Source organism: Amycolatopsis dendrobii, from assembly GCF_014145675.1.
Classification (GTDB): domain Bacteria; phylum Actinomycetota; class Actinomycetes; order Mycobacteriales; family Pseudonocardiaceae; genus Amycolatopsis; species Amycolatopsis dendrobii.
Map to the genome: position 1 here is coordinate 116,244 of NZ_JACGZW010000012.1, position 13,930 is coordinate 130,173.

The following is a 13,930-nucleotide window of genomic DNA, read 5'->3' on the forward strand; positions in this document are numbered from 1 at the left end:
CCGGCCGGCTTCCGCCGGATTCCGCAATCCTCCCCCGGTTCCGACCCGTTTTCCTTCCCTGAGGGCGAAATCTCCGGTTGCCGTCCCGCTCACCGGCACGACCCCCCGATCGTGGCCGCGCGCGGTCCGCCGCCGGGCGCGCGGATCTGGGTAGCCTGACGGCGTGGCCGACCCGATCCCCCCAGTCCCCGCCCCCGGCGAGTCCGGATCCGAGCATCCCGGCGCGGGCGAACCGCCCGGGAAGAAGCGGCGGAAGCGCCCGTTCTGGCAGGAACTGCCGATCCTGATCGGCATCGCGCTGGTGCTGACGATCCTGATCCAGCAGTTCGTCGCGAAGGTGTTCCTGATCCCTTCGGCGTCGATGGAGACGACGCTGCACGGCTGCGACGGCTGCTTCGGCGACCGGGTCGTCGTCGACCGCGTCACCTACGATTTCACCGATCCCGCCCCCGGCGACGTCATCGTCTTCCGCGGCCCGCAGCCGTGGACCGCGAACGAGATCGCCCCGCAGGAGTCGGGCAACTTCTTCACGAAGACGTTGCGCGGCCTCGGTTCCCTCGTCGGCTTCGCGCCGCCGGACGAGCGCGACTTCGTGAAGCGCGTGATCGCCGTCGGCGGCCAGACCGTCCAGTGCTGCGACCCGCAGGGCCGCGTCCTGGTCGACGGCAAACCGCTCGACGAACCGTACGTGCACTGGCTGGACCAGCCGCCGACGGCGCGGCAGACCTTCGCCCCGGTCACCGTCCCGAAGGGAAGCCTCTGGGTGATGGGCGACAACCGCGAGAACTCGTGCGACTCGCGCTGCCAGGGCGGCGGCGGAGTCAACGGCACCGTCCCGGTGGACGACGTCATCGGCAAGGCGCGGGTGATCGTCCTGCCGCCGTCGCGCTGGGGCGGCGTCAGCGACCACGACCCGCAAGCCGCGCCCGCCGCGCTCGGCGCACCCGCGTGGCAGCAGGGAATCCCGCTCGGCGCCGGGGCGCTGCTGGCGTTCCCGACGCTCGCCGCCGGGCGGAGCCTGCGGCGGAAGCTGGCCAAACAGGACTGACCGCGATCCGACTGTCCGTCCGCAAGAGCGGGAGCAGCGCCGCCTCACCGGCCCGCGCCGGCCGCCCGCACGACGTCCATCCGGAGATGCCGCGTCAGATCCCCCGTCAGCTGCAGCACCGGCGTCCGCTCCGCGAACAGCCATTCGCCGCCGCGCCGGACGAACCGGTCGTCGTAGTGCCCGGCGGCGATGGGTTGCAGCGGAAAGTCTTCCGCGGCTTGGAAAACGGTGAAGTAGCTGTGCGCGGAAGCCGTGTCCTCCCCCGGCGCGATCCGGACGTTCGTCGTCACGTGGCGGGTCCTCGGCGTGCCGTCGGGATGGATGATCAGGATGTCGCGGAACCAGTTCTCCACGGCCTCCCGCCCGGACCGGCCGCCGCCGCTGTGCAAGGTGCCCTCGCGGAACAGTTCGCCCACCCCGGCCAGATCGCCCGCGTCGATGCGCGCGGCGTAGGTCATGATCAGGTCCTGGATCGCCCACCGGGCCGACTCTGCCGACATCGGGCCAGCATAGGAGTTCCACAGTGGACGCGGCCCGCACGTCCGCCCGGACCCGTGACCAGCGGTTCTCCCGGAGACCGCCCTCCCGCCGCAGCGCGGTGCGGCGGCGGTGGCATGATGCCCGCACGGTCCCGGCCGATCGGACCGCTCGCCGAGGAGGAAGGTGACGCTTGAGCACGCGCACTACCCAGGTGGACGACCTCCGGCTGGTGGCGCAGCCGAGCGCGGTCCCGTGCACCGAGCTGTTCGTCCGCCTGATCCTGACCGACTGGTCCCTGATGCCGATGCTGGACCAGGTCACGAACGCCGCGGTCCGGCTCGTCGGCGACGTCGTCGACCAGAGCAGCCCGTCCGCGCCCGCCTTCGTGACCGTCCGGCTCCAGCTGCGCGGGGACCGGCTGGTCATCGAGGTCGACGACGACCTCGTCGCCCCGGACCCGCCGCGCGACGAGCGGATCGGCGTGCGCCCCGGCGAACGCGGCGGCCGCACCACGTGGTGCGAACTGGCGCTGCCCGGCGGGATCTCCGCCGGGCAGGTCCGGCTGCCGCGCCGGGGCGACCGGCGCACGCTGGTGGACGAACCCGTCTCCGGCGAACCGGTCACCGCGGACCCGCAGGTGCTGGAACGGCTGCTGAACCGCCTCAGCACCTGGTCCGAGTAACCGCTCCGGAAGGGACGCCCGGCTGCTTGGCCGCGGCCGGGCCGTTCTCAGCTCCCGGCGGCGGCAGCCTCCCAGGCTTTCTCCAGCGCCTGCGCGAAAACCTCGGCGGACTGCCCGCCGGACACGCCGAACCGCCGTCCCAGCACGAAAAACGGCACCCCGCCCGCGCCCAGTTCGGCGGCCTCGCGTTCCTCGGCCCGGACCGCCTCCGCGTACCGCGACGGATCCGCCAGCACCGCTTCGGCCTCGGCGCGCGGCAATCCGGCTTCCTCGGCGACATCGGCCAGCACGTCCGGGGCGAACACCGCCCGAGCCTCGGCGAAATTCGCGCGGAACAACGCCGACAGCATCTCGTTCTCCAGCCCCTTTTCGCGGGCCAGGTGCAGCAGGCGGTGCGCGTCGAAGGTGTTGCCGATCTCCCGGTCCGTCCGGTAGCCGAGCCCTTCCGCCGCCGCGAGCGCGGCGACCCGCTGCTCCATCTCGGCGGCCTGCGGCCCGTACTTCGCGGTGAGCATGTCCAGCAACGGCTCGGTCCCGGTCTTCCCGGGGTCCAGTTCGAACGACCGGTACGTCACGGTCACCTCGTCCCGGTGCTCGAACCCGGCCAGCGCCTTCTCGAACCGCGCCTTCCCGAGATAGCACCACGGGCACACGACATCGCTCCAGATTTCCACCTGCATGCCGCCAGCGTAGAACGCGCCGCCTAGACGGCGGTCTTCACCGGCTCCCGCGCCCCGGTCCGTTCCGCGCCGATGCCCGCGGCCACGACGAACGCGATCCCGGCCACCGCCGCGACATTCGGCACCTGGTGCAGCACGATCAGCCCGAGCACGAGCGCGATCGCCGGCTCCAGGCTCATCAGCGTCCCGAACGCCGACGCCGTCAGCCGGCGCAACGCCATCATTTCCAGGCTGAACGGCACTACCGGCACGAGCACCGCCAGCCCGAGCCCGGCGAGCACCAGCGGCCAGGTCAGCTCGCCGGCCACCGCCGGGGCGTGCACGACCGTGGCGACCAGACCGGCCACCGGCATCGACACCGCCAGCCCGCGCAGGCCCGACACCTCGTCGCCGACCCGTTGCGTCAGCACGATGTACGCGCCCCAGCAGACCGCGGCCGCGAGCGCGCAGCCGACGCCGATCAGGTCGGTCCCGCCCTGCCATGGTTGCGTCAGCAGCACCACTCCGGCAGCCGCCAGCACTGGCCACACCCGGGTTCCGCCGCGGCCGCGCACGATCGCGACGGTGAGCGGGCCGAGGAATTCCAGCGCGCTCGCGGTGCCCAGCGGCAGCCGGGTCGCGGCGATCATGAACAGGATCGTCATCCCGGCTGTCGCGAAGCCGAGCACCACGCACGTCAGCAACGCCGGGCGGCGGAACGCCGACGGCCTCGGCCGCACGAGCACCAAGAGCAGCACCCCGGCCCACGCGAGCCGCAGCCACGCGACGCCGGTCGGCCCGATCCGGTTCGCGATGTCGACCGAAACCGCCAGCCCGAGCTGGACGGACAGCATGGCGCCGACGGCGAGGGCGACACCGGCCCGGGGAGAGGAGGGAAGCACGTTGTCCAGGAGAACGCATCGAGACCGTTCGTGTCCACGTGCCAATCCTGGACGTACTGTTCGGATATCCTGGACAATCGGCGGATGGAGACCCGCAGGCTGCAGTTCCTTCTCGAGTTGTCGCGGCTCGGCTCGATGCGCGCGGTGGCGGACGTGTTCGAAACCACAACGTCCACCGTCTCGCAGCAGATCTCGGTGCTGGCCAAGGAAACCGGTGTCGCGCTCCTCGAACCGGACGGCCGCCGCGTGCGGCTCACTCCCGCCGGGCGACGGCTCGCCGAGCACGCGGTGACGATCCTGGGCGCGGTCGAAGCGGCGCGGGTGGATCTCGATCCCGAGGCCGAACCCGCCGGAACCGTGCGCGTCGCGGGGTTCGGGACGGGCGTGCGGCACGCGGTGCTCCCGGTCGCGGACCTCCTCGCGCAGCGGCATCCGCGCGTCCGCGTCGTGATCAGCGAGCACGAACCCGCCGAAGCACTGGCCCAGTTGCGGACCGACGACATCGACCTCGCCCTCACCTACGACTACAACCTCGCGCCCGCGGCCGCCGACCCGTCGCTCGCCGTCCGTCCGCTGTGGGCGGAGCCGTGGGGACTCGCGGTGCCGCGCGCGGACGCGAACCGGTTGCGGGGCAACGGAACCCTCGACGTGTTCGCCGCCTTCCGCGACCGCGACTGGATCGGCAACTCCCGCAACGGCGCGGACGAGACGGTCGTCGGGACGCTGGCGTCGATGGCCGGGTTCTCGCCGCGGTTCACCCACCGCGCGGACAACCTCGACCTCGTCCAGGACCTCATCGCGGCGGGCGGCGGGGTCGGCCTGCTGCCCGAATCCTGGGAGACCCGGCCCGACGTCGCCGTCGTGGCGCTGACCGGGCCGGACGTCCGGCTGCGGGCCTTCGCCTGCACCCGGCGCGGGCGCGACGCGTGGCCGCCGCTCGCCCTCGTCCTCGGGCTGCTGCCCGGCGGCTAGCATGGCGGCGGAAGCGGTGCGAGCACGGAGGAGGCGACATGGCCACGGAGAAGGCGATTCTGGCCGGCGGGTGTTTCTGGGGCATGGAGGAGCTGTTCCGCCACCAGCCCGGCGTGACCGCGACCCGCGTCGGCTACAGCGGCGGCGACGTCCCCCACGCCACCTACCGCCACCACGGCACCCACGCCGAAACCATCGAGGTCACCTACGACCCCGCGCAAACCGACTTCCGCACCCTCCTGGAGTTCTTCTTCCAGGTCCACGACCCCAGCACCAAAAACCGCCAGGGCAACGACATCGGCGCCAGCTACCGCTCCGCCATCTTCTACACCACCGACAAGCAGAAGCAGATCGCCGAAGACACCATCGCCGACGTCGACGCCTCCGGCCTCTGGCCCGGCAAGGTCGTCACCGAGGTGACGCCCGCCGGGGACTTCTGGGAAGCCGAGCCCGAGCACCAGAACTACCTGCAGCACTACCCCAACGGCTACACCTGCCACTTTCCCCGTCCCGGCTGGAAACTGCCGAAGCGCGGCTAGCGCGCCATCGCGGCCTCGGCCTCCCGGAAGGCCGCCGGGCTCAGCCGCCGCCACACCAGCGACGTCCCGAGCAGCTGGACCGCCGCCGCCATCACCCACACCCCGCGCAAGCTCCAGTGCACGGCCACGAACCCGCCCGCGAGCGCGCCCAGCGGCGTCAATCCCCAGGCCAGCGCGCGATGGCTGGTCAGCACGCGCCCGAGCAGCTCCGGCGGCGTGAACCGCTGCCTGCTCGACTGCGAGCACACGTTCCAGATCAGCGTCGTCGCGGTGAGGAAGATCAGCACCGCGCCGACCAGCACCGGCCACGGCGGCACGATCGCGATCAGCAGCTGGCTCAGCACCGCGCACGCCTGCGCGATCCGCATCGCTGTCGAGTAGCCGAACCGGCGCACGAACCGGTCCACGAAGAACGACGACACCACCCAGCCGACCGCCAGGCAGGCCAGCAGCACGCCGTACCCGAACGGCGAGAGACGCAGTTCCTGTGTGGCGTACAGGACGAGCATCGAGTTGCCCGCGGCCGCCGCGAACGAGCCCAGCGCGACCGTGACGGTGATCGACCGCAACAGCGGCGTGCCGACGAGATAGCGCAGCCCGGCAGTCACGTCCTTCAGCGGATGCGCGGGCGTGCGCACCGGTTTCGCCGACGGTATCCCGCGTGCGAGAAGCAACGCGACCAGCGCGGCGACGGCTGCCAGCCACGCGGGCAGCCCCGCGCTGATCCCGATCAGCAGCCCGGTCGCCGGCGGCACCACGAACTGGACCATGCCCCGGTCGATCACCTGCAGCCGGGAATTGGCCATGGTGAGCTGATCCGGCGTGACGACCTCGGGGACCACCGAGCCCGCCGCGCCGTCGCCGAACACCTGCGCCGTGGTGAGCACGAACGCCACCACCAGCAGCGCGGGCAGGCTCAGCGAACCGGTGGAACCGAGCAGCGCCAACGTGAGCGCGGCCACGATCTGCACCGCGTACGCCGAGGCGAGCACGGTCGTGCGCCGGACCCGGTCGATCACCACCCCGGCGAACAGCGAAAGCAGCAGCCACGGCGCTTGCCCGGCGACGTTCACCAGAGACACCGCACGCGGGTCGGTGGTGATCGAGACGGCCAGCAAGGGCAGTGCCGCGAGCAAAAGCCCTTCACAGGTTGAACCGGACACCGCCACCGCTTGCAGGCGGACCCAAGCCGATCCGCTCCCGCCCCACCCCGCCATGCCCGCCAGTCTCCCGCGCGCCGCAACTGGTTTTCCGCAGCGCACCGGCACGCGCTCCCGGTCCCCGGACCTCCTCGCCGAACAAAACCGCTCCGGTTATCACGCGGGCGCGGGCCACGCTTTCCCTTGTCCGTCAACCGGAATCCGCGCGCCCGGCCGGATCGCGGGACGGCGGTTCACCTGCTGGGACGGGCTTCAGCGAACCGTCGCGAACGGTTGAGCTGGACGCATCCGTTCCGTCCCCGCTGGAGGAATTCCGTGCCCCGCCACACCCCGCCCCGACCCGGCCGTCCCGCCCGCGCGCGGTCCCGTCTCGCCTTCGCGCTGGCCTTTCCGCTGCTGCTCGCCGCGTGCGGCACGGCGGGCGGGGCCAGTCCGCAGGACGCCGGTCCCCCGCGCCCGGGCGGCACGCTCCGGCTGGGCATCTCGTCCAATCCCGACTGCATCGACCCGCAGCAGGTCAGCACCAACGCCTCGGTGAACGTCGGCCGCCAGCTGGTCGATTCGCTCACCGACCAGGACCCGAAAACCGGCGCGATCACCCCGTGGCTCGCCGACCGCTGGACGGTCAGCCCCGATTCCACGAGCTTCACCTTCCACCTCCGCTCCGGCGCCACCTTCTCCGACGGCTCCCCCGTGGACGCCGCCGCGGTGAAGGCCAGCTTCGACGGCATCAAGGCGCTCGGCGCGAAGGCCCTGCTCGGTTCCAGCTACCTGGCCGCCTACCGCGGCGCGACAGTGGTCGACCCAGCGACCGTCCGGCTCGAGTTCACCCAGCCCAGCGCGCAGTTCCTGCAAGCGAGCTCCACGATGTCGCTCGGCGTGCTCGCGCCCGCGGCGTTCCGGCACACCGCCGAGCAGCGCTGCCAGGGCGCTGGCCTGATCGGCTCGGGCCCGTTCGTGTTCACCAGCCTGAAGCCGAACCAGAACATCGTGCTCAGCAAGCGCACGGGTTACCACTGGGGTTCGCCGTTGTGGCGGCACCAGGGCGAGGCGTACGTCGACAAGATCGATTTCCGCGTGGTGCCGGAACCCGGCGTGCGGTCGGGCAGCCTGACGTCCGGGCAGCTCGACGCGATCACCGACGTCCAGCCGGTGGACGAACCGCAGTTCTCCGGCAACGGCTTCACCGAACCCGTCCGGCCGAACCCGGGCATCGTGTTCAACCTGCACGCGAACGTGACCCGCGGCGTCCTCGCCGACCAGAAAGTGCGGCAGGCGGTGTCGAAGGGCGTGAACCGGCCCGAGGTCACCAGCACCGTGCTCACCCCGAACTACAAGCCCGCCACGAGCATCCTCGGCACCGCGACGCCGCTGTACACCGATCTGTCCAAGGAACTCGCCTACGACCCGGAAGGCGCGAAGGCGCTGCTGCAGTCCGACGGCTGGGTCCCCGGCCCGGACGGCATCCGGACGAAGAACGGGCAGCGGCTCACCGCGTCCGTGCTGTTCTCCGCGGTGTTCAACCAGAACCAGAGCGTGCTGGAGCTGATCCAGCAGCAGCTGCGCAAGATCGGTTTCGACCTCAAGATCGAGCTGCACACCAACGCCGAGGTCACCCGCCTTCAGCAGGCAGGCCAGTACGATTTCCTCTGGTACAACGTCACCCGCGCCGACCCGGACATCCTGCGCCAGCAGTTCTCCACGAAGACGAACAACCGCAGCAAGCTGCCCGCGGACAACCCGCTCGACGCGTCGCTGAACGAACAGTCCGCGACCGTCGATCCCGCGAAGCGCAAGCCCGCGGCGGAAAAGGCGCAGCGGACCATCGTGGAGCAGGCCTACTCGATCCCGGTCTTCGAACTGACGCAGGTGCTCGGCGTCGGACCGAACGCACATGACGTCGGCTTCGAGGCTTCCTCGCGGCTCCAGCTGTTCGACGCGTGGGTTTCGGGCTCGTGAAAGGCTTCCCGCTGCTTCGCCGCGTTCTGCAGGCCGTAGTGGTGCTGTGGGCGGCGTTCACGCTGTCGTTCGTCATCCTGTACCTGCTGCCCGGCGACGCGGTGCTGACCAAACTCGGCTCGGCCGAGGGCGGTCCCAGCGCGTCGCCGGAGCAGATCGCCGCCCTGCGCGCCGAGTACGGGCTGGACGACCCGGTCCTCGTGCAGTACGGCAAGCACCTCCTCGCCGCGCTGCACGGCGACTTCGGCACCTCGGTGGCCACCGGCGACGACGCCACCCGCCAAGTCCTCACCGCGTTGCCGCCGACGCTCGCCGTCTCCGGACTGGCGCTGGTGCTCGCGATCGTCTTCGGCGGCGGGATCGCCGTGCTGGGCACCTTCACCCGCACCCGCTGGGTGAGCCAGCTCCTGCTTTCGCTGCCGCCGCTGGGCACTTCGCTGCCGACGTTCTGGGTCGGGCTGCTGCTGATCCAGCTGTTCTCGTTCCGGCTGCGGCTGTTCCCGGCGCTCGGATCGACCGGCTTCGCGTCGCTCGTCCTCCCAGCGGTCACGCTCGCCCTGCCGACCGGCGCGATCATCGCGCAAGTGCTGGCGAAGAGCCTGCGAACACAGCTCGCCGAGCCGTACATCGAGGTGGTGCGCGCGAAGGGCGCGAGCCGTCGCCGAGTCCACTTCGGACACGCGCTGCGCAACGCCGGACTGCCCGCGCTCACCCTGGTGGGCGTCGTCGCGGGCAACCTGCTGGCCGGTTCGGTGGTGACCGAAACCGTGTTCTCCCGCGACGGTCTCGGCCGCGTCACGGCGTCGGCGGTGACCGCGCAGGACGTGCCGGTGGTGCAGGCGGTGATCGTGCTCGCCGCGTTCTTCTTCGTGGTGCTCAATCTCGTCGTCGACCTCGTCTACCCGCTGCTGGACCCGCGGGTCTCCGTGCGCAAGGAGGTGCCCGCGCATGTCTGAAGCCGTGCTGTCCCGCCGATTCCTCGTCCGCCGCCCAGGCTTGGTCCTCTCCGGACTCGTCCTCGCCGCCGTGCTGATCGCCGCCTTCGCCCCCACCCTGTTCACCAGCCAAGACCCGCTCACCGGCATCCCCTCCGAACGGCTCCAAGGCCCCTCGCTCAGCCACCTGTTCGGCACCGACGAGACCGGCCGCGACGGGTACGCCCGCGTCGTGCACGGGGCCGGGCTGTCCCTGCGCGCGACGGTGCTCGCGGTCCTCGTCGCGTTCGCCGCCGGGTCCGCGCTGGGGCTGCTCGCCGGGTTCCGCGGCGGCTGGCTCGACTCGGTCGTGATGCGGATCGTCGACGTCCTCCAGGCGGTTCCGTCGATCCTGCTGTCGCTGGCGCTGGTGACCGCGCTCGGCTTCGGAACCACAAACGTGGCGATCGCCGTCGGGGTGGCGCACCTCGCGTCGTTCGCCCGGCTGATGCGCGCCGAGGTGCTGCGAGTGCGTTCCGGCGTCTTCGTCGAGGCAGCGCGGGCGTCCGGCGTGCGCTGGGGCGGGGTGCTCGGACGGCATGTGCTGCCCAACGCGCTGGGACCGGTGCTCGTGCTGGCCACGGTGACCGTCGGGATCGCGGTGCTCGAAGTGTCCGCGCTCAGCTTCCTCGGGTTCGGCGCGACTCCGCCGACGCCGGAGTGGGGCGCGCTCGTCGCCAGCGGACGCAATTTCCTGGCCACCGCTTGGTGGATGACCACGTTCCCGGGGCTGACCGTCGCGGCCGTCGTGCTGGCGGCGAACCGCGTGTCCCGGGCTCTCGACGGCGAACGGAGCTGACAAAGTGCTGGAGATCAGCGAACTGGCGGTCTCATACCGCACCTCGGGCGGCGTGGTGCCCGCTGTGCGCGACGTGAGCCTGCGGGTCGGAGCGGGCGAGATCGTCGCGGTGGTCGGCGAATCCGGTTCCGGGAAGAGCACCACCGCGCACGCCGCGATCGGACTGCTTCCCCGCGGCGGCCGAGTCCGCCGCGGACAGATCACTTTCGGCGGACGCGACCTCACCACACTGTCCGAAAAGGACTGGCGGCGGATCCGCGGCACCGGGATCGCGCTCGTGCCGCAGGATCCGACGGTGTCGCTCGACCCGGTCCGGCGGATCGGCGAGCAGGTGGCCGAGGTGCTGCTGATCCACCGCCTGGCCGCCAGGAACGAGGCCGCCGCCCGCGCGGTGGAACTCCTGCGCCGCGCCGGGGTCGACCGGCCGGAATCGCGCGCGCGGCAGTATCCGCACGAGCTGTCCGGCGGGCTTCGGCAGCGCGTGCTGATCGCGATCGCGCTCGCGGGCCGGCCCCGGCTGATCATTGCCGACGAGCCGACCAGTGCGCTCGACGTGACCGTGCAGAAGGAAATCCTCGACCATCTCGCGAAACTCGCCGCCGACGACGGCACCGCGATCCTGCTGATCACGCACGACCTGGGCGTCGCCGCGGACCGGGCCGGGCGGATCGCCGTGCTCTCCGAGGGACGGCTGGTCGAAGAAGGGCCGGCCCGCGAGCTCCTTGCCGCGCCGACGCAGGACTACACCCGACGGCTTCTCGCCGCCGCCCCGAGTCTCAGCCGCGAACCACTCCGGCCCCGCCGCGCGGAAGGCCCGGAAGTCCTGCTGTCCGTCGACTCGGTCTCGAAGACCTTCGCTTCCTCGCGCGCCGGTGCCGTGCAAGCCGTGGACGACGTGTCGTTCCAGCTCACTCGCGGCCGGACCCTGGCGCTGGTCGGCGAATCCGGGTCCGGCAAGACGACGACCGCGCGCCTGGTCGTCGGCCTGGAAACCCCGACCGCGGGCACGGTCAGCTTCGCCGGCCAGGACGTCACCCGGCTGTCCCCCGCCGGACTGCGCAGGCTGCGCCGCCGGTTCCAGCTCGTCTACCAGAACCCGTACGCCTCGCTGAACCCGCGCTTTTCCATCGCCGACGTGATCGGCGAACCGCTGCGCGCGTTCCGCGTCGGCGGCCGGGCCGGACGGGTCGCCGAACTGGCGGACCAGGTCGCGCTGCCGTCGTCCGTGCTGCGCCGGAAACCGGCCGAACTGTCCGGCGGCCAGCGCCAGCGCGCGGCGATCGCCCGGGCGCTGGCGCTGCGGCCGGATCTCGTCGTGCTGGACGAGCCGGTGTCCGCTTTGGACGTTTCGGTGCAGGCGCAGATCCTGAACCTGCTGGTGGACCTGCAGGACGAGCTCGGCCTGACGTACCTGTTCATCACCCACGACCTGGCCGTGGTGCGGGAGATCGCCGACCAGGTCGGGGTGATGCGCCAGGGCAAGCTGCTCGAACTCGGCCCGGCCGACGACGTCCTGCTGCGGCCGCGCGTGCAGTACACGCGCGACCTGCTGGCCGCGATCCCCGGCGGCGAGCAGGTTCGCGCGTGACGTCAGCGGAGGCGCCGTCCGGGAAAGAGGCGACGCCGCTTCCGTTCCCGGCGTCGGCCCTAGTTGGCGAGCACCAGCCGCCCGACGGCCTCGCCCGCGTCCATCCGCCGGTGCGCCTCGCGCGCCTGCGCCATCGGCAGGACGGTGACCGGCAGCCGGATCCGGCCGTCGGTGTACAGCGGCAGCACGGCGTCCGCGGCGGGGCGAGCGGGCGCGGTATCGGCGGCCAGGAAACCGCCCACGTTGAACCCGACCACGCCGATGTTCTTGCCCCACACGGCGTTCGAGTCGACCAGCGGCGCGGTCTCGCTGCCCGCGCTGCCGACGACCAGCATCCGCCCCATCGGCGCGAGCAGGTCCAGCGACGCGATCCGCAGGTCGCCGCCCACCGGGTCGACGATGATCTCGAACCGCTCTGCGCCCAGCTCGCCGGGTTCCCCGGACAGCACGACCCGGTCGAAACCGAGCTGCTTCGCCGCCTCGACCTGCTCAGGGCGCCGGACCGTGCCGACGACCTCGCGAGCGCCGAGCAGCCGCGCCACCTCCGGGTACACCGAGGCGAGGCCGCCGAGCGCACCGTGCACGAGCACGCGCGCGTCCTTCGGCAGCCGCACCGCCTCGGTGAGCGACAGGTAGGCGGTCACGGTGTTCGCCAGACCGGCCACAGCCTGCGCGCGGTCCACTCCGGTGCCCGCCAGCGGCACGACGAGAGCGGCGGGCGCGAGCTTGACGTCGGCGTATCCGCCCATTCCGGGCAGCGTGAGCGTGACGACCTCGTCCCCGACCGAGAAGCCGCTCCCCGGTCCGGCCGCGCGGATCGTGCCCGCGACCTCGAGCCCGGGCACCAGCGGCGGCTTCGGCGCGTAGTCGTACTCCGCGAGCGTGCCTCGGCGGATCAGCGCGTCGATCAGCCCCACGGACGCGTGCGAGACCGTGATGGTCACTTCGCCCGGCCCCGGAACGGGCTCGGGCGCCTCGATTTCTTCGAGGACCTCGGGTCCGCCGTAGCGAGTGATGGACAAAGCGCGCATCGTGCGTACTCCCCAGTGTTCTGCGTGTGTGCCGGCGAGCCGGAACAACCTGGGCCGGTCCGCGGTTATTCCGGCTTAGTTCACCCGAGGAAGGACGCGTCGTGCCGACCGAAACGCAATCGCTGCGCAAACTGGGTTTCCTGACCATCGGCCTGTTCGACGGCGACGACCCGCGGCCGGGCCACGAATCCACGCTGCGCGTGCTCGAACTCGGCGAGCAGCTCGGCTTCGACAGCGCCTGGGTCCGCCACCGGCACCTGCAGTACGGCATCTCGTCGCCGGTCGCGGTGCTCGCCGCGGCCACCCAGCGCACCAGCCGGATCGAACTCGGCACCGCGGTCATCCCGCTCGGCTGGGAAAACCCGCTGCGCCTCGCCGAGGACCTGGCGACCGTCGACGTCCTGTCCGGCGGACGGCTCAACCCGGGCGTCAGCGTCAGCCCGCCGATGCACTACGAGGACGTGCGGGGCGCGCTGTACCCGGACACCGGCGACCGCGAAGACTTCGGCTACGACCGGGTGTCGCGGCTGTTGTCGCTGATCCGCGGCGAGCGCGCCTCGACGTTCAGCGGCGTCGAAGGCATCGAGACGTTCTCCGACCGCGTCCAGCCGCATTCGCCCGGACTGGCCGGCCGCCTGTGGTACGGCGGCGCGAGCACCCGCTCGGCGATCTGGACCGGGCAGGCCGGGATGAACTACCTGACCAGCAGCGTCGTCCGCGCCGAGGAGGGCTCGACGGACTTCGAGAGCATCCAGCTCTCGCACGTGCGCGCGTTCCGGTCGCACCATCCGGACGGGGCGCGGGCCCGGGTTTCGCAAGGCCTGGTGGTGATTCCGACCGACAGCGCCACGGCCGGGCAGCGCGCCAAGTACGAGGATTACGCGGCAAAACGCCTGCCGCGCACCAAAACCCCGCAGGGCCCAGGCGGCCTGCTGTTCTCGCGCGACTACGTCGGCACGTCCGCTGAAATCGCCTCGCAGCTGTACCAGCACGCCGCTTTCCGCGAGATCGACGAGGTCGCTTTCGCGCTGCCGTTCACCTTCGAGCACGAGGACTACGTGCAGATCCTCACCGATCTGGCCACCCGGCTGGGTCCGGAACTGGGCTGGAAGCCGGCGTCGTGAGTGTTTGCGCCGG

General features: G+C 71.7%; 14 protein-coding genes. 9 read left to right on the forward strand and 5 right to left on the reverse strand.

What is annotated here, in order from left to right; genetic code table 11:
- Positions 1–163 precede the first annotated feature (163 nt).
- The gene (gene lepB / locus H4281_RS33125) at positions 164–1,048 is read left to right on the forward strand and encodes a signal peptidase I (protein WP_182894790.1); all 885 of its coding nucleotides are present in this window, start codon (positions 164–166) and stop codon (positions 1,046–1,048) included.
- Between the two features lie 44 nt (positions 1,049–1,092).
- Here the strand turns inward: lepB and H4281_RS33130 are convergent, their stop codons facing one another.
- Positions 1,093–1,548, reverse strand: coding sequence for a nuclear transport factor 2 family protein (locus tag H4281_RS33130; protein ID WP_182894791.1), 456 nt, complete (start codon positions 1,546–1,548; stop codon positions 1,093–1,095).
- Positions 1,549–1,718: 170 nt separating this feature from the next.
- On the opposite strand from H4281_RS33130, the gene H4281_RS33135 reads away from it, so the two are divergent.
- Entirely contained in the window at positions 1,719–2,210 is a 492-nt protein-coding gene (locus tag H4281_RS33135) for an ATP-binding protein (protein ID WP_182894792.1), read from the forward strand.
- A gap of 47 nt (positions 2,211–2,257) precedes the next feature.
- Here H4281_RS33135 and H4281_RS33140 read toward each other — a convergent pair whose 3' ends face one another.
- Together H4281_RS33140 and H4281_RS33145 are read right to left on the reverse strand one after the other, a co-directional pair.
- Positions 2,258–2,890 carry a DsbA family oxidoreductase gene (locus H4281_RS33140; RefSeq protein WP_182894793.1) on the reverse strand — a complete coding sequence of 211 codons (633 nt, stop codon included), beginning with the start codon at positions 2,888–2,890 and terminating at the stop codon, positions 2,258–2,260.
- A gap of 23 nt (positions 2,891–2,913) precedes the next feature.
- Complete coding sequence (locus tag H4281_RS33145) at positions 2,914–3,771, reverse strand: EamA family transporter (protein ID WP_312872222.1); 858 nt, start codon at positions 3,769–3,771, stop codon at positions 2,914–2,916.
- Positions 3,772–3,855: 84 nt separating this feature from the next.
- On the opposite strand from H4281_RS33145, the gene H4281_RS33150 reads away from it, so the two are divergent.
- Both H4281_RS33150 and msrA read left to right on the forward strand, forming a co-directional pair.
- Positions 3,856–4,743, forward strand: coding sequence for a LysR family transcriptional regulator (locus H4281_RS33150; RefSeq protein WP_182894794.1), 888 nt, complete (start codon positions 3,856–3,858; stop codon positions 4,741–4,743).
- 38 nt (positions 4,744–4,781) lie between these two features.
- Complete coding sequence (gene msrA, locus H4281_RS33155; RefSeq protein ID WP_182894795.1) at positions 4,782–5,282, forward strand: peptide-methionine (S)-S-oxide reductase MsrA; 501 nt, start codon at positions 4,782–4,784, stop codon at positions 5,280–5,282.
- On the opposite strand, the gene H4281_RS33160 is transcribed toward msrA, so the two are convergent.
- Positions 5,279–6,499 (reverse strand): MFS transporter, encoded by a 1,221-nt coding sequence (locus tag H4281_RS33160; protein WP_182894796.1) that lies wholly within the window; start codon positions 6,497–6,499, stop codon positions 5,279–5,281. The two genes, msrA and H4281_RS33160, sit on opposite strands and share 4 nt — an antisense overlap.
- A 324-nt stretch (positions 6,500–6,823) precedes the next feature.
- Here H4281_RS33160 and H4281_RS33165 point away from each other — a divergent pair, with 324 nt between their 5' ends.
- The 4 genes from H4281_RS33165 to H4281_RS33180 are packed head-to-tail and all read left to right on the forward strand — an operon-like array spanning position 6,824 to position 11,762.
- Positions 6,824–8,401, forward strand: coding sequence for an ABC transporter substrate-binding protein (locus H4281_RS33165; protein WP_182894951.1), 1,578 nt, complete (start codon positions 6,824–6,826; stop codon positions 8,399–8,401).
- Complete coding sequence (locus H4281_RS33170; RefSeq protein WP_312872223.1) at positions 8,383–9,357, forward strand: ABC transporter permease; 975 nt, start codon at positions 8,383–8,385, stop codon at positions 9,355–9,357. The genes H4281_RS33165 and H4281_RS33170 overlap by 19 nt, the downstream gene beginning before the upstream one ends.
- Positions 9,350–10,174: an ABC transporter permease gene (locus H4281_RS33175; protein ID WP_182894797.1), complete on the forward strand. Its 825-nt coding sequence runs from the start codon at positions 9,350–9,352 to the stop codon at positions 10,172–10,174. Before H4281_RS33170 ends, H4281_RS33175 begins: the two co-directional genes overlap by 8 nt.
- A gap of 4 nt (positions 10,175–10,178) precedes the next feature.
- Entirely contained in the window at positions 10,179–11,762 is a 1,584-nt protein-coding gene (locus tag H4281_RS33180; protein WP_182894798.1) for a dipeptide ABC transporter ATP-binding protein, read from the forward strand.
- A gap of 59 nt (positions 11,763–11,821) precedes the next feature.
- Here H4281_RS33180 and H4281_RS33185 read toward each other — a convergent pair whose 3' ends face one another.
- Positions 11,822–12,793, reverse strand: coding sequence for a quinone oxidoreductase family protein (locus H4281_RS33185; RefSeq protein ID WP_182894799.1), 972 nt, complete (start codon positions 12,791–12,793; stop codon positions 11,822–11,824).
- Between the two features lie 101 nt (positions 12,794–12,894).
- On the opposite strand from H4281_RS33185, the gene H4281_RS33190 reads away from it, so the two are divergent.
- Complete coding sequence (locus H4281_RS33190) at positions 12,895–13,917, forward strand: LLM class flavin-dependent oxidoreductase (protein ID WP_182894800.1); 1,023 nt, start codon at positions 12,895–12,897, stop codon at positions 13,915–13,917.
- The last annotated feature ends 13 nt before the right edge of the window (positions 13,918–13,930 follow it).